This is a genomic window from Paenibacillus yanchengensis, assembly GCF_042684845.1.
Classification (GTDB): Bacteria; Bacillota; Bacilli; order Paenibacillales; family Paenibacillaceae; genus Pristimantibacillus; species Pristimantibacillus yanchengensis.
On the sequence record NZ_JBHUMH010000011.1, the window covers coordinates 66108 to 83844 of the forward strand.

The following is a 17737-nucleotide window of genomic DNA, read 5'->3' on the forward strand; positions in this document are numbered from 1 at the left end:
TGTTTCGTACGTAGTACATGTAAGCAATTTATTATGATGCAAAGGAGCTTATCTCTATGTCAGTAACGTTATCTAGCATTACTATTCCTGGTGCACCGTTAGGTGGTCATAATCCACTACCAATGTTTCGTGATCATACCCATCATCGTTCTGTATCGCTTAACTCTAGCTATCCTGACCATTTGAAAGAGAAACTTGGCTATGAAGCAGGTGCGCGTTATTTGCCATATCGCATGCAAGATCGCTATAGTCGTCAGCGCAGCGATATGCAGATCGATACGATTGAGCTGGAAAACGAACATTTGAAAGCAGTTTTTATGCCGCAATATGGTGGAAGACTATACTCCTTATGGGACAAGCGAACGAAGCGCGACATTTTGTATACTAACCCTGTGTTTCAAACTGGTAATCTAGCTATACTTAATGCTTGGTTTTCTGGTGGGATTGAATGGAACATTGGACAAATTGGGCATACCTTTACTACTTCAAGCCCTCTTCATGCTGCCAAACTAGTCGATGATTCCGGTCAACCCTTTCTCCGTCTGTATGAATACGAACGATGTAAAAATGTATTTTGGCACATTGATTTTCACTTGCCGCAAGGATCAGATAAACTGATTGTATATGTACGAATGATTAACGATAATGATCATAGTGTACCGATGTACTGGTGGACTAACACCGCTGTACCAGAAACGAAGCAAAGTCGTGTCTTCTCCACAACGGATGAAGTTATCTACTATGATCAAACGATTAAAGGATTTGGACACGGGCACATGCCTGAGCTTGCTTCTGTACCAGGAGAAGATGTCTCTTATCCGATCAATTTCCCATTTTCGAATGAGTATTTTTTCCAAACACCAGCATCCGATCAAGCACCATGGGAAGCCGTTTGTTATGAAGATGGCAAATTGTTTTATGAACGATCTACTGCCCTGCTTCGATATCGCAAAATGTTCTGCTGGGGACATCATCCAGGCGGTAGACGATGGTGTGACTTTTTATCTAATCCTGGTGAAGGAAACTATATAGAAATTCAAGCGGGCTTTGCCCCCACTCAGTTACATGGTTTGGATATGCCCGCCCATACGACATGGGATTTCACCCAAGTGATTGGTTTATCCAATGTTTCTCCAGAACAAGCTCATCAGACGGATTGGGCAACAGCCAATCGCTACGTATATGAACAAATAAATGAATTAATAACCGAGCAACAAATCTACGAATTACATGGTATGGCACAGCGCTATGCCGATCAATTACCTGTGGAAAAGTTATACGATGGCTCAGGCTGGGGATTATTAGAGCAGAGAAGACGAGCCGCTCAGGAGCCAACAAGAACAATACCTGCTGGGTTCGACTTCAATTTATTAAATGAACAAGCCGGGGAAGAAACCAAAGATTGGCAACAACTATTAATGACGGGAACATTTCCTGATCGTCCCGTTCATGAGGTCCCTCCTGCTTGGATGGTACAGCAGGAATGGAAGGAACTACTCGCAACAAGCTTACAAACGCAGCAACAAAACTGGAATGCGCTTATGCACTACGGTGTGATGCTCTACGAGGATAGTCAAATAGACGAAGCTATAGAGGCATGGCAGACATCTATTGCCATTACCCCATCCGTTTGGGTCTATCGAAACTTAGCCATCGCCAGTAAACAAAAGGGAGATTTTGAATCAGCGATCAGCTATATGGACCAAGCATTTCAACTGGAGCAATCGTTTCCAGATCGTGCTCTGGCAGAAGAATACTTGAATATTCTAATGGAGAGTAAACGTTATGAACAAGCGTGGCAACTGTTCACTACTTTACCAGATGAATATGCCGAACATGATCGCATACAAATCATTGTTGGTGCGGCAGCACTAGCGCTTCATAAGCATGAATTTTTGACCGATTTGTTCCAGCGAGATTTCGCTGTTATCCGTGAAGGAGAAACATTAATAACCGATCTGTGGTATGAGTACCATGCTCAGAAAATAGCGACAGAGCGAGGGGAATTGCTACATGACGACCACCTAAATTTAGCACAGCAGCAGTTTCCACCACCGACCAATATTGATTTCCGAATTGTAGGAGATGAAGCTGTGTAATGACCACAATTGACGAACAAAAAAAGTGTTGCTATAAGAGGGATAAATCTTGTTTAGCAACACTTTTTTATAAACGTAACACCCTACCGGTTTATTAGGTAGTTAATAGACAACAGTTAGCTATTTATTCACTCGGTATTTGCCCATATTTTCAATATGGACGTTAACCTTCACTTGATCTAGTAATTGCTTGGTCAGTTCAATACTCCCTGCTTCTTGCTGCGCTTTCCACTGCTTATTGTATTTGCGATAAAAAAGGTGATTCAAGTTATATATATCAATACCTCGTTTCCGAGCTATTTCATATGTCATTTTTACTTGTTCTGCAATTTGTTGCTCAGCTAATTTTTCTAGCTCTGGAATTGTCATTTCTTCGATGACTTCAGCGAGTACCCCTTTCAACGATATTGTAACGCTTAACGCAGTCAGTTGGTCATTCGGTATTATTTTGACTGATGAGTTATACAAATTGAAATGAGCAACCGGTTTATTATTGTCTTTCACTAAAATATTCGAGCGATCATAGTTTTCTTCTACCCAGCGTATACCTAGTAATTCTTCATAACTCATTTGCTTTCTTATACCGGCTTGATTAATAATATAGGCACCGTCCATTGTAATTACCGGTTTTAACTCTTTAATGGAACGCCAGTTGCCAGTTTTTATTACTAGCTTAGGAATAACAACACTACTGCCAGCATCGTAGTAATGTCGAAGCAAGCTCTGTAGTACGATCGGTCTTACTAAGGATGCTTGTTGAAAGACGGTAAGCGGATCATACATTGCTGTATCCAAAGGAGACGTGTGAAACAACGGTGTTACATGAAAAATATCTTCAATCGGCTCTTTTGTGCCATATACCCAAATATAATATCTCGTTTCTTGATAACGATTTAGTAAATCGAATGATTTTTCGACTCCTTTGTCTATCATACTTTGACTATATATAATCGTTGATACTTGTCCCCAGAAAATACGTTTTTCAGTTGCTCGATATAAATCCTCCACGGCTTGATCTAATGTAATGCCAGAACCAACTCCCACCCACGTTTGAGCTGGTTCCGCTGGCAACCCACCATCATTTTTGGAGATAGATGTAAAGTCAAGCAGCTGTACATACAAGTAATACTTGTCATCTTTCCAATCTATACCTATGGCGGATAAATAGTACATGTCTCTCACATTGCGCATATCCCAGCAACCAGTAACTACTGTAGTAAGTAACAACAACACGATACCATGTATCGCAAACCTTCTCATCCCTCCTCCTCTCCTTTTTGCGTCGTGTTGCTATTAGCATACATCGATTGCTTGTCGGAATACTGTTGTCGCCAAGGAACTTTAATTAATGCTCGCAAAGTTTCTCGATAACTTACCGATCCGACAGGCGCAAGTGGCGATAAGTATGGTATACCAAACGAACGTAATCCAGCTACGTAGATTAACAATAATAAAGTAGCAAACATAAACCCATATAGTCCTAAGAAAGAAGAGAAAAACAGTACAAATAATCGAAGGATCGTTATATTGCTGCTTAATGTTTGATTGACTAAAACAAAAGTAGAGATCGTAGATATTGCAGCAACGACAATTAACGATGGTGAACTTAATCCAGCTTTAATCGCTGAATCTCCTATAATAAGTCCTCCGACTACCGCTAACGTTTGCCCTACAGCTTTGGGCAACCTAGCTCCTGCTTCTCGTAACACTTCAAACAGCAATGTAATAAAAAACGCTTCGAATGGAATAGTAAGTGGTATACCATGCCTAGATACGACAATCGTTGCCAATAAACTAAACGGCAATTGTGTTGGATGAAAGTTTAACAAAGCTACCCAAAAACCAATTAAAAATATGCTTGTTAAAAAGGCAGTTAATCTTATAATTCGCTCAGCAGTCACATAACCACTCGGTGCATGAGCATCTTCTGCTGATTTTAGTAATACTGCAAAATTGGCTGGAGCAATAATGACACTTGGAGATCCATCTACAATTACTGCAAAACGCCCTCTCAACAAACTATCTACTACAAAATCCGGTCGACCAGTTAGATCAAGCAGAGGAAATAAAGAGCTAGGACGATCTGATATAAACGCTTCTAATTGCGTACTAGAAACTAAAGAATCAATCTGAATACTTTTTAGTCGATCACGAGCAAGTGATATAATTTCTTCACGAGCAATATCTTTAATAAATAACAATCCTATTTTAGTCCGACTTCGCGTTCCAATCTCATATTGTTCATAGCAAAGCGTATTGCTCAACATTCGTTTACGAATAAGTGCTGTGTTGACAATAATATCTTCTACGAAACCATCTTTCGGTCCTAATATGGACGCTTCTGTATTACTTTCTTCTGGTGTGCGAACTGGCGGTTTCGCAATCGACATCACATAGAACATTTCAGTTGTGACAACATATATCAATAGTTGCCCCGTAAACACCAGTTCAGTAGCTAATGCTTCATCTATATTATGAAGTGGTTTGGCTATCCGTTCAGGTCCTTCTGAGATAGCAGGCATTTTTATTCGTAACAACTGTTCGTCTATCATCCCATTACAGTATATACAAATAATATCATCATCGTTTTCATTCATTCGCCCCTCTGTCAAATGAACAAACGAAACATCTTGACAATTAACAAACCACTGTTGCAATTGTTCACCCTTTGTCATTACTACACCCCATTCTCATCTGATTATATTTTTTATGGCGAATTTGATCGGAATAAAACTAGCAACAAAGTAATCATTAAAAAGATAACAAGTAACAGCGGGGATAGTATCGTTAAATATTGTGTGATATGATAAATTTGGTTTCCTATAGAAGAGATTGACAATAATATCAATACAACCGCACACAAACTCACCATCGTCACTAAACGTACCGTTTGTAATGTCGCCCCACCTTTTTTGTTACTTGTATGGGATCGAAAACCTGTCGTGAATAGACCAAACAGATATAGTAAAAATGATAGTCTTACAAATGATGCTGCTATACTTTGTAAAACAGAAAGAAAGTCCACATGCTCTATGTACTTATTAAAACGAGTGAGTCGCCACAGTTCAAAGTAGGTATATCTTTGCTTAGCTGCTTCGATTGGACCAAAAGAAGCTACTGCTTGAATAACGACAATAAAAAATAGCATTGCAATTATTAGCAGTACCCAAAACAGACTCGCTGCTTTAGCTGGTCGATTCATTCGTTGCTGTACTAACAATAACAATGTAATTTCTGATAACCCAGCAACACTATAGGCTGCTCCTTTTAAAATCGGCACTGCCCCGTTTTCCATTATCGGTAACAAATAGTAGTAATCCGTATTAGTGAAATTCTCTACGGCAAGCAATAGACTTAACCCTATAAAAAAAGGAACAATGATACCAGCGCACAGGGCAATTGTTTGTAGTCCAGAGCGAGCTGCTGCAAGAGCTAAAACAACAAATATAAGACCTATAACAATTGTTGGAGTTGCTGGTAAAAATGATGCCTCCGCCCATTCCAATGCTTCACGCATCGTTATCATAAATTGGATAGCTAAAAAAATAGCAACTAAACTAACACACATGATAGCTATTGCTTTATTATAGTTTTTCGTAAGCCAAGCATATAAACTCATCCCTGCTGTTTTTTTCATAATATATGAAATGGGCCAGATAAAAAAAATAGCAACCAAAAACCCTACAAGACCACTGATCCAAGCATCCCGCTGACCTACTTCGATAGTTGCAGTCAACAGTACGGTATAGTTACTTATACTAATCGATATGACGAAAATAATAGCCAAATTAATTAGCTTTAATCCCCCTTGTTGTTGCAACTATTCTCCCCCTCTCCATTTTCTTCAACGCCATATTACTTTTTATCCTGTTCTCTATATTGTTCTCTATATTGACAGTAGTATGTCCATTTTTTAGAAAAAAATTCTAAATCATAAGCCCATCTGCATCTGGCCTTTTATACGTTTTTTCGTATAAACCTTTCTTCACAGCCCGCTATACATGACCTTTTATACTATTTTTCGCACAAACTCCTCTACAACCAGCTATATGTCTTTTATCCGATTTTTTGTATAAAAAAAGAGGGTATCCAGTAATCAGTTTTCACTGATTTTCCGGAACCCTCTCTGTCCTATTATATTTTACAAGGCATCCTTCATAACATGAGCAACAATTTCATCAAGTGGAACTGTGGCTAGTGCAATTGCTGTATCCGTAACACCGTAATAGATGTAGAGTAATCCATCCTTCACCACGTTGCCTGTTGGAAAGATTACGTTAGGGATTTGGAAACCAAATTTTTCGTAATACTCCACTGGCTCCATAATGAAATCACGTGTTCTTGCAATTACTTTTTCTGGATTTTCCAGATCTAGCATAAGCGCACCTACACGGTATACGATATCATCGTCTACTCCATGATACAGTGTCAACCAGCCGTGCTCTGTTTTAATTGGCGGTGTAGCTCCACCAATTTTGCGACATTCCCAATCGTACTCTGCTTTTGCGAGCAACTTTGGTTCTTCCCAATCGATTAGATTATCTGAATAGGTAATCCACATCGCTGCATTATCTGTACCGTATTCCGGACCGACATATTCTTCTGGACGACGTAGCAATGCATATTTTCCGTTGATTTTTTCTGGGAACAAAATATTATCACGGTCGTTAATATCTAGTGGTGTTGTATCCGTCAGAAACTCCCAGTTGATTAAATCCTTTGAAGTTACAATACTTGATCTCGTCAACCAATGTCCTGGATCTTCGCCCCAGCCATCTGGATATTTCGGTATTTCGCGCAACGGCACACCTGCTCCCGTCGGATAATAGCTCATCGCACATGGACGAAGTGCATAATTCATATAGAAAGTATCATCAATCTTAACAACACGTGGATCTTGCACACTTCCATACGGGAAGCCAAGCATATCCGGTGTCAAAATCGGCTCATCTACAACGTGAGTAAAATTAACGCCATCTTCACTTTCCAGCAATCCTAAAAAGTTTTTACATGGAATAAGCGATTCCGCTGTACGTTCAATCATATAAAATTTATCATTTTCAATAATAACTGCCGGATTAAAAACCGTTACTTTTCTCCAATCATACTTACCCGGTACAACAATTGGATTAGCAGGGTGTCTCGTAATATTCAATGTCATTATTATTCTACTCCTCGATACAAATGATATTTTATAGGGCGATGTTATGTTGCATCGCTTTATAGATTAATGCTGCAAACCAGCTATTCGACCAAGCAAACCATTCACGTGTATAGATATGTGGATTATTCGGATCGAAACCTTCATGAGCAAAACCTGTATCTGCATCTGTCGCTTCAATCATATCAATAATTTCTCGTATTTCTTGTGGGTCACTAGAAGTCAAACCTTGCATCGACAACGACAAATGCCATACATATCCGTAAGGAGTATGAGAGCTACCAATCCCTTTGGCAAACGTTCCTTCAAAATAATATGGATTGTGCTTGCTCAAAATAAAACGTCTTGTATTTTGATAGATCGGATCATCATTTTTGGCATATCCAATATAAGGTATAGACATCAATGATGGTGCACCAGTATCATCCATTAAATTATAATTACCGAAACCATCTACTTCGAACGCATAAATTTGTCCAAATTCAGGATGTATCACTGTTCCGTACGTTTTTATCCCTTGATCAATTTCTTCTTCCAATCGCAAAGCACGACGGGCAAGATCGACATTATCGTAAATTTCTAGTGCCATCTCTGCAATGTAACCTAACACAACTACAGCGAACATATTTGAGGGAACATGGTAGTGAAACTTGCATACATCATCACTTGGATTAAATCCACCCCATGTCATCCCTGTATAATTAACCGGCATACCCATTCCTTCATTGTGAAGTGTATCGATATAGCGGCATTCTGTCCGAGTAAAGCGATATGGTGACTTCTCCATATGACGCTGCTCTGTTTTCCATACATCTACAATTCGTGCCATCGCCGTTAAAAATTGATCATCGAAAAAGTCTGTAACGCCTGTTTCTTTCCAATATTCATAAGCTAATTTCATCGGAAAGCAAAGGGAGTCTACTTCATACTTTCTCTCCCACACCCAAGGGGACATATCCGTTTGGTCATCAGCTCGCCAGTGCCAATCGTTCGCCGATTCATTAAAGGCGTTAGCATATGGGTCCAAATTAATATAAAATGCCATTCGTTTAATTAACCCACTAATAATTTCTTCTAGTTCCTTGTCACCTTTTGCAATTGGTACATAGTGAGCAACTTGCTCTACCGCATCTCTCAACCACATCGCTGGAATATCACCTGTTAATACAAAGGTAGTGCCATCATCCATTCGCTTCGTCGCTGTCTGCAACGTATTGGGAAAACAATTTTCGAACATCTGTAGTAGCTTCGGGCGATGAGCTAGCTTCTCCTTTGCTTCCGCAATTACGTCTGTAACAGCAGCAGGTAGTGGAAACGAAGGTACTTCTATCGTTGGCATATCTGTTCTTTTCGGTATTTTTTTCAGTCTGCGCAAATCATCCAAAGTTAGTTTACTCATCGTGTAACACAGGCTCCTTTATTGTCTGATCATACTTTTTGTATTTTTAAATTTCTGTCTTTACTTATCCTTTAACTGAACCCATAACGATACCATGTACAAAATATTTTTGTAAAAATGGATATAGTAACAATATAGGCATCATCGCAATAATAAGTTTTGCTGCATTTAATGTTTTATCTGACGTTTGCATCATTCGAATCATATCTTCTGCCGTCATCCCGTTCATCATATCTGGATCAATTCGCACAACTAATTGTTGAATATACGTTTGCAGCGGATAATTTTCCGGTTTACTCATAAAGATAAGACCATCAAAAAATGAGTTCCAATGCGTCACGATACTAAACAGTGTTACTGTTGCTAATGCTGGAGTCGCTAGTGGAATGAACACTCGAATAAGTGTCTTCCATGGACCAGCCCCATCGATAACTGCTGCTTCTTCCAATTCTTTCGGCAAACTACGGAAAAAGTTCATAATTAGAATAACGTTAAATACCGGAACTGCTGTTGGTAATATTAACGACCAAATCGTGTTATCTAAATTTAATGAAGTAACAGTCATATATAACGGAATTAATCCAGCAGTAAATAGCATACAAAATACTAAATACCACATGTACAAATTACGTGTCCGGAAAGCACTTGTCTCTTTAGATAATGGGTAAGCCATCATAACCGTTAATACAAAGTTAACTAAACCACCAATAACGACTCGCTCAATCGAAATCCAAAATGATGTAAAAAACTTTTTATCTTCCAAAATAACTTGATACGATGTTAAGTTGAAGCCTCTCGGCCATAACGTTACTAAGCCAGCATTAGCTGCTGTTTTATCACTAAAAGATAGTACGAGTGTATACCAGATAGGATACAAACAGAGTAAAGCTAACAGAGCCAGTACGGCATAAATCACAATGTCAATTACTTTATCCGAAATACTGTGGGATCTAACCATAGCAATTATCCCTTCTTTACTTAGAAAATTCGATAGTTCGCGTATTTATAAGCCAATCGATAAGAAATAGCAATCAATATAATTGCTACGACCGATTTCAACAAACCGACTGCAGTAGCCAAACCATATTGCATTTCTACTAAACCAATCCGATAAACATAAGTGTCAATAATATCTCCTGTAGCATAAACAAGCGGATTATACATATTGAAAATTTGATCAAAACCTGCATTCAGTACGTTACCTAGACTTAATGTCGTTAACAAAATGACAGTCGGCATAATAGCAGGTAACGTTACATAGCGCAATTTATGGAAACGACCAGCGCCATCAATAGCAGCAGCTTCATACAGTGACGGATTAATTCCAGTCAATGCTGCCAAATAAACAATCGCTTTAAAGCCGAATTCTTTCCAAATGTCACTACCGATAACTATCGGTCTAAACCATGAGTTGCTCGTCATAAACATCGTTGGTTCTATACCAAACCAGCCTGCAATTTGGTTGACAATACCGTCTAAAGAAAAGATATTAATTAAAATTCCTGCAAGAATAACCCATGATAGAAAGTGAGGCAAATAAACAATCGTTTGTACCCATTTTTTAAAAATTCTGCCTTGAATTTCGTGTAACAATAATGCGAATATAACAGGAACAATAACACCTAACACAATTTTTACGATGGCAATAACAAGTGTATTGATAAATACTTGCTTACTATCGGGTAACTGAAACATAAAAGCAAAATTATCAAACCCTACCCAACGTTGATCCCAAATCAATTTTCCTGGTACATATTTTTGAAATGCGATTACCACTCCGAATAGTGGGATTATTGTAAATATGAATAGTAAAATCGATCCAGGTAAGAGCATGGCATGATAGTTGCGTGTAAATAACTTATTTCTCATCTCATCACCGTCGATCTCTGTTTTAATGTAAAAGGTGTAGTAATCTAATTACATACACCTTTTACCGATCAATCATTGCTTACTTTGCTGCTTATAATGAATGATTACTTGCTTGCTAGTTCTTCGTTTACTTCTTTCGTAATTTGTTCTCCACCAGCTTTGTTCCATTCTGTTACAAAGGAATCAAATCTCTCGATTGGCTCTTCGCCCATAATAATTTTCAAGAAAGCTTCGTCTTCCATCTTTTTCAGAACAGCCCATTTCAATTCCATAGCATCTGTTTGTCCGAAAAATACTACGTCTTCTTTATGCAAGTTCTCAGAACCCGCTTCTTTAGAAGCAACGAATCTAGCTAACGTTTCTACCCAATCGTTCATATCTTTTTTTGGATTTTCCATATTACGTTTTACTTTGTCGTACATCAATTTATACTCATCATTCAGAATAGAAGGATCTTTCTTATCCCAAGCTTCTACAAGCTGCTGATTGATTTGATAAATGTTGTCCTCATCATTTAGTTGCAACGTAAATGGCCATAGATGCCAAGGCATTTTTTTGCCGTCATACAATTTCGTTGCTTCTGGATCAAGCATTCTTAGTCCTTCTGTTTGTACATTTAACGCTTTAGCAATTGCTTCTGGATGCTCGAATCCTTTGCGGATAACTAAGAAATCACCCGTTGGATCTTGTCGATGCACTTTTAATTTACCATTTTCATCAAGTGGTGCAGTAACTGGTAACCATTCTACTTTGGAATCACTAGCAAAAGAGTCTGGGAACATTGGGGAATACGATGTCCACCATGGTCCAAATACGATACCCGCTCTACCACTTGCTACTAATTCATTCGGATCTTTACGAACTGCGAATTCCTTATCAATCAAACCGTCTTTGTACATTTCTTGTAATTTCGCCAAAGCTTCTTTCATTTGTGGTTGTACCGAGCTGTATACAGCACTACCATCTTCACCAGCAACCCACTGTCCTTTGTAAGCACCAAATACACCTAGAATCGGGTCAAAGCCATGAATCATGTTGTACTTAGCAATTTCAGGAACACCTGAGAAGCCATACGTATCTTTTTGACCATTTTTGTCTGGATCTTGCTCAATAAATGCGCGAGCTACATTCAATAACTCGTCCAATGTTTGTGGTACTTCCAAGTTAAGATTATCTAGCCAATCTTTACGTAGCCATGTAATACTGTGCTCTCCACCGATGTTAGTACTTGGGAAAGCCATCAATTTACCATCAAATGTCGCTCTCGAAAGGACACGTCCATCATAAGAATCATAAAACTTTTTAATCGTATCACTAATTGTTGTTTCATAGATAGAAGTTAAATCTTCAATCAAATCTGCTTCTACCAATTGTTTTAATTGCTGTTCATTTACGATAAAGGCATCTGGCAAATCTCGTCCTGCCATAATTACACCAAGTTTTTGTTGATAAGAGTCTGGTCGTTCTACTTGCCATTCGTGCTTAATTTTTACATTAACACGTGATTCTACATAGCGAGTGAACTGATTATCTTCTACCGTGTCACCATCCGGCAAGTTGATGCCTTGTGTGTTAATCAATTTACCGATATTTACTGTAACTGGTTCTTCATATTTGCCAAAAGGATCTTTTACTAGCTGATTTACTTCTGACGTTTGACCACCTTCGCCATTTGCACCGGTTCCATTGCTTCCAGCTTTATCGCCAGAACCGCACGCCGCTAATGTTGTCATTAGAAGAGCAAGTACGGGAACCATTACTAACCATTTCTTTTTCATCTCTTCCCCACCTTTATTGAATGTTGTAGCTTGATAGCTTTATCTTAACGCAACTTAACAAAAGACAGGCAGAGAAAACGGATGCCACCTTGTAGGAATTACATCCGAATTAATCGCTGCAATATCGCTTTGTCTACCTCTACTTATAAAAATAATTTTTTTTACACCTTATTCTAATCGCCGCCGACCAAATTCCCCCTCATTACCTATTTCCAATGACAATGGGATATGAAAACGAATCGTAGTCCCTTTATTCGGTTCACTAATAATTTCGAACTTACCTTTGTCGCCATAGTGCGATATAACAATGCGCCTTACATAACTAAGCCCAATACCTAACCCAATTTTGCGTCGTTCATCTACTTGAACATCGTTCGTAGCTTTAGCAATTTCTTCCGCAGACATGCCAATTCCATTATCGATGACTTCCATAACAATGACCGGCTTATCTACTGACCGTTTCATTCGAACGGTTATTAAGCCGTCATCTTCATCTAAACCATGGTAGAGGGCATTTTCCACTACAGGCTGCAAAATAAATCGAGGAATCACATAGTCTAGCAAACTTTCGTCCAGATCATAGTGAATTTGGAAGGAATGGTCATAACGGATTTCTTGCAGAGAAATATAGTCTCTAACAGCTTCGACTTCTTGACTGATTTTTACTAAGCCGCCTTCTTTCCCAAGATTGTAATGCAGTACTCTCGTAAATATCGAAACGAGCCTGTCTATTTCTGCTTGTCCATTCATGCGAGCTATCCATTGAATCGTATTCAGTGTATTATGAATAAAATGCGGGTTAATTTGATATAACAGTTTTTCCACTTCTAACTGCGCCTTTACTCGCTCTTTCACTTCTATTTCTGCAAATAATTCCACCACTTTATCTCTCATTTGCTGGAACTCTTGCAACACCTGATCAAACTCACTAATTTTCATCTCTTTCACTGGTGAATCATATCTGGAACGAGCCATCAAACGAATTTCTTGATTGATCATCTTCAGTGGTCCATATACACTTCGCCATACGAATAAAGCGAGTATAATAGCAAGTAAAACCCAGAGGAGAGCAATCAAACCATACTGCCATAACCATTTACGAAATTCATCGTCAAAATCACGCTTTGGAATAAATACAGCAATCGACCACCCTTGGTCACTTGTATCTGCAAACGTGTAATGACCGGCTACTGCCATTTTATTATGCTTATTATCCTCATCAAACAACTTTTCCACTGCCACTTGACCTAAGTCTGAATTGTTACTTTTATAAATCATTTGTTGCTTATTATTAAACACCATATAACTTAAGTTCATCCCATTTTCGGATTGCTGTAACACTTCTTCAAACAACTTAAAATTCGTTTCCATATATATATAAGCGTTGTGCTCTACGTTACCTGGTATCTTCATTGGACGGATCAAAGAAAATACAGTATTTTCACTATAACGATACGCTGTTTCATGCGGACCATAGATCGTTTCCCCTTTCATTTCCGTGAGCAGTGGCTGCTCCAAAGGCGAAAATTCCGGCTTTACCTCCAAATTTTGAAACATGATCTCATCTTGATCTGCAAAATAATATAGCATCAGCCCTAAATTGGGATTAGTAAAATTCAAAAAGTTAATATCTTGGCGTATACTGTTTGCCATTTCCATCTGTTCATATTTTTTCTGTTCCGCGAGAAACGGAATTAGTTTTTGACCTACATGCCCATCGATATATAGCTGATACGAAACATAATCCATATTACTGAGCATATTTTCCAAACTAATTTTTGTCCGTTCCAAGTTGTTGCGAACGCCACTTTCCACATGATTATCTACAATATTTTGCATCGAAGTAAGTGTAACAGCTCCAAGCAACAGCAAAGGTATTAAAGCATATACAAGCAAGTAAACAATCAATCTACCTTTTAAAGAGCGAAATGGATTAGCCCAAAATTTCATCGTGCATTCTCCGTTCTTTTATCTCTTTTCGATACGTAGATGGAGACAAGCCCGTCTCTTCTTTAAATAGTTTACTGAAATATTTTTCATCCTTATAGCCACAATGTTCGGCAATCCAATAAATCGGTTCATCTCCTGCTTGCAATAATTCTTTTGCTCTTTCGATTTGAAGCACTTTTATATAATTACCATATGTTGTCCCAACAATGTCTTTGAAGCATTGACTAAAATAACTACGACTAATATTAAATTTATCAGCTAGTTCATCACGACTCATCCTATAATTTCCTGTCGAACGAACGTTATAAAGCGCTTTGGCGATGACGACAATAATATTTTTGTAGTACGGATATTGCTGCATCATTTGTAAAATAGATTGACGCATAGATTGCAAACTGTGCACAGTATCTTCCCAAAAGCAAATGCTATCTATCGACGTTTGCCATTCTGTCACTTGCTGCTCTGTCATAAATGGCTTCCAATGAAAATGAAATTTTTTCAACCAATCTAACGTGAGGCTGGGGGCAGGATAATTGTTGCGGGTCATAAGAAGTAATTCAGTAAACAATGAAACATCGGTCAACCATTGAAAAGATAACCATTCTTGCTCTAGCTTTGCCCATGATTCCGGCTCATTACTGCTTTTTTGAACAGATTGCTGCTGTCGCTCCACATCCGCTATTTTTAACCGATCACTCCCTTGCCATATCTCACGTTGGTAATAAAAAAACGATTCCATACCAATTCGTTGCAACATTTGCGTTAGCTGTTTCACTTCGGACTCTTTTATATTAGGAATTTGTAGCAATAATAAACCTGGCACTTGCATCAATTGGTTTTCAAGCACACTATCCTGCTCGAATAAAGGCAAGATAGCTCCATGCTGTCCAATCCGTAGTAAAGAATGAATATCGTATTGCTGCAATATGGATTGTACTTGTTCGGTAGGTATGCTGCGCCAATGATCCTCGTATTCCAATTTCCCAGAAAATATTGGACCGTTAGGGAGTAAAGCTTGTCGTTCAGCGATCAAATAAGCAAACATTTCTCGATTGTTACTCTCGTCATTTGTCGCTAATACATCAGATGTTAGATCCAGTGAATGCGCTGGCAGCAACTGCTGCGTTCTTCCTTTTTCAAACTGTACCCTTCTAGCTATTCTCGCTAAAACTTCTTCCATACTATCTTGTTCGATCTGTGTTTTGACAATATAATCAATTGCTCCTAGGCGCAATGTTTCTTGAATAAATTCAAAATCCTGATGGCAGGTAAGTACAACAATTTGGATATCTGGATAACTCTGTCGTACTTCCTTCATTAAATCAAATCCATCCATTACTGGCATCGACAAGTCAGAAAACAGCAAATCCACGGATTCGTGCTGTAAAAATTCTAGCGCCGTTTTCCCGTTATTTGCCTCTCCAATAATCTCTATATCGTATTGCTCCCATGGCATCATAGCTATTAAACCTTTTCTAACCAGCTTCTCATCATCAACAATTAATGCTTGAATCATGCTGACTCCTCCTTGAGCTTAACCATACATGATGTATCTGCTATATGATTTACTATATTTCACTTTACTATAACTTTAGGTGAGTAAACAGAAGAATTTAGTCGCCGAAAGGGGGAATTAAGTCGGACAAAAAAAGTTGTCTAGAAAATGGTTAGTTTTCCGGACAACTTTTCTTTTAGTTGCTAATCAAATATCATCGTAACTCTCAACGATTATTGCTTCGCATTATCATATGCTCGTTGATAAATATCCAAATATTGTGACAATTGCATACCTTCAAAACCTTTCACATAGCCATCCCAATCTTTTTCAATATTTTTCGAGCCCGTAATGAATTGAGCCATATTGGATTTTACATAGTCTACTAATGTGATTTGAATTTGTGCAGCCATCTCTGCATCTTCTAGTGCAATAAACACACCATTCGGATATTGATTGTCAGAATGGAATGGTTCATAAAGCTTCGATGCTTCATGTAGTCGCATACCATATCCACCTGGCGCTAATGGATCTTGCTCTAATTCAGCAAATGAGTTTCTGTACTCATACGTTCGAAGAGAAGGTCCTATTTGTTCCCAGCCATTATTGTGCGTTGGCGGAGGGTTAGGATCGACAATTAATGCATATTTCGCTTGTTCACCATTAATGTTCAATTCCCCTTCCTCTGCCTTTCTCCATCCTGTACCTTCTGGACCATGCTCTTGTAATGTGATTGCTTCTTCTGTAAACATTAAGTCTACTAAACGAATGGCAGCAATTTGTTGCTCTGGTGTAGCTTTGTTTGTAATAGCAAACTGCGAGTTCGTAATACCTCCGAAAAATAACGTTTGCTGCACACCATTCGGTCCTTTTAGCGGTGGAACAACTACATAGTCTTTATGACGTGGTGTGGAGTCATTCATTGGATACGCATAGCTAAGTAACGCTGTCGTTAGTCCTCCCATGATGTTTTCGCCTTCACGATTAGCTAGTTGTTGGATAGCATCTGCATTTTGTGTGAATGCTGCTGGGTCAATCAAGCCTTCGGCATATAATTTATTTAAATACTCCAATCCTTGGCGCCACTCATCTTTATCTGCTACAAAATCAACTTTTTCATCGATGACACGTAAAAACGTTCCTTTATTTTTCTCTGTGTAGTCATCTAATATAAAGGAGTTCATTAAAAATGCACTGACGTTTCCTACCCACATCTCATCTGATCCAGTCAATGGAATTTCATCCTGCTTGTTGTTACCATTCGGATCTTTTTCTTTGAACGCTTTCATTACTTCGAAAAATTCTTCTGTCGTTGTTGGAATATCCATTTCTAGTTTATCTAACCAAGCTTTATTAATCCATAATTTCAACGCATTATCACAATGGTAACATTCGTTCACTTGCGGAATGGCATAAATATTACCATCTGGAGCAGTAATCGATCCCTTTAAATAAGGTATGTCTTCCATTGCCTTTTTAACGTTTGGAGCATACTTATCAATCAAGTCGTTAAGTGGAATAAACACACCTTGCGCACCATACTTCATTTGCTCTTCTTTCGTTAAACTACCATTCCAAATTACTTCTGGATAATCGCCACTCGCTAACATTAAGTTTTTGCGATCATTAAGCGCACTATCTGGAGCAAGATCCCACTGTAACTTAATATTCGTTTTCTCTTCCACCCATTTTGTAAACAAGTTCGTTTCCATATTTTCAATGGATGCATATTGTGGAGCAAACATCTTTAATGTGATTTGCTCTTTTGCAATGGGAAATTCGCCAACTGGATTAAATTTGTCATCACTACTAGCATTTCCAGCATTAGTTTCTGTTGGAGCAGTTCCATTATTGTTATTGTTCGTTTGTTGCTCTTTGTTACCTCCGCCACCAGAACAAGCACTAATGACTAGAATAATGGCCATCATTAAACTAATTAACCCACTACGAAATACTTTCTTCTTCATCCATTACATCCCCTTTACC

Annotated in this window: 12 protein-coding genes; 1 reads left to right on the forward strand and 11 read right to left on the reverse strand. The window is 38.4% G+C overall.

The genetic code is table 11. The features are described 5' to 3' along the window. Positions 1-56: 56 nt before the first annotated feature. Positions 57-2099, forward strand: a complete 2043-nt coding sequence (locus ACFSTH_RS03460) for a DUF5107 domain-containing protein (RefSeq protein WP_377769589.1) — start codon at positions 57-59, stop codon at positions 2097-2099. A gap of 120 nt (positions 2100-2219) precedes the next feature. Here ACFSTH_RS03460 and ACFSTH_RS03465 read toward each other — a convergent pair whose 3' ends face one another. The 11 genes from ACFSTH_RS03465 to ACFSTH_RS03515 all read right to left on the reverse strand — a co-directional run bounded on the left by ACFSTH_RS03465 (position 2220) and on the right by ACFSTH_RS03515 (position 17718). Further along, a complete protein-coding gene (locus ACFSTH_RS03465; RefSeq protein WP_377769588.1) occupies positions 2220-3359 on the reverse strand; it encodes a Ger(x)C family spore germination protein in 1140 nt (379 codons plus the stop codon). Continuing rightward, positions 3356-4774, reverse strand: a complete 1419-nt coding sequence (locus ACFSTH_RS03470) for a spore germination protein (protein ID WP_377769587.1) — start codon at positions 4772-4774, stop codon at positions 3356-3358. Before ACFSTH_RS03470 ends, ACFSTH_RS03465 begins: the two co-directional genes overlap by 4 nt. 32 nt (positions 4775-4806) lie before the next feature. Then, complete coding sequence (locus tag ACFSTH_RS03475) at positions 4807-5919, reverse strand: GerAB/ArcD/ProY family transporter (protein ID WP_377769586.1); 1113 nt, start codon at positions 5917-5919, stop codon at positions 4807-4809. 321 nt (positions 5920-6240) lie between these two features. Continuing rightward, a complete protein-coding gene (locus tag ACFSTH_RS03480) occupies positions 6241-7254 on the reverse strand; it encodes a glycoside hydrolase family 130 protein (RefSeq protein WP_377769657.1) in 1014 nt (337 codons plus the stop codon). A 37-nt stretch (positions 7255-7291) separates the two neighbouring features. Beyond that, complete coding sequence (locus ACFSTH_RS03485) at positions 7292-8659, reverse strand: glycoside hydrolase family 125 protein (protein ID WP_377769585.1); 1368 nt, start codon at positions 8657-8659, stop codon at positions 7292-7294. A gap of 64 nt (positions 8660-8723) precedes the next feature. Next, complete coding sequence (locus tag ACFSTH_RS03490; RefSeq protein ID WP_377769583.1) at positions 8724-9617, reverse strand: carbohydrate ABC transporter permease; 894 nt, start codon at positions 9615-9617, stop codon at positions 8724-8726. Positions 9618-9637: 20 nt separating this feature from the next. After that, positions 9638-10528: an ABC transporter permease gene (locus ACFSTH_RS03495; RefSeq protein ID WP_377769582.1), complete on the reverse strand. Its 891-nt coding sequence runs from the start codon at positions 10526-10528 to the stop codon at positions 9638-9640. A 104-nt stretch (positions 10529-10632) separates the two neighbouring features. Then, positions 10633-12306: an extracellular solute-binding protein gene (locus ACFSTH_RS03500; protein ID WP_377769581.1), complete on the reverse strand. Its 1674-nt coding sequence runs from the start codon at positions 12304-12306 to the stop codon at positions 10633-10635. Positions 12307-12474: 168 nt separating this feature from the next. Next, positions 12475-14256, reverse strand: coding sequence for a sensor histidine kinase (locus ACFSTH_RS03505; RefSeq protein WP_377769579.1), 1782 nt, complete (start codon positions 14254-14256; stop codon positions 12475-12477). Continuing rightward, on the reverse strand, positions 14240-15772 hold the full coding sequence (locus ACFSTH_RS03510; protein ID WP_377769578.1) for a response regulator transcription factor: 1533 nt from the start codon (positions 15770-15772) through the stop codon (positions 14240-14242). Before ACFSTH_RS03510 ends, ACFSTH_RS03505 begins: the two co-directional genes overlap by 17 nt. Positions 15773-15984: 212 nt before the next feature. Then, complete coding sequence (locus ACFSTH_RS03515) at positions 15985-17718, reverse strand: extracellular solute-binding protein (protein WP_377769577.1); 1734 nt, start codon at positions 17716-17718, stop codon at positions 15985-15987. Between the last annotated feature and the right edge of the window lie 19 nt (positions 17719-17737).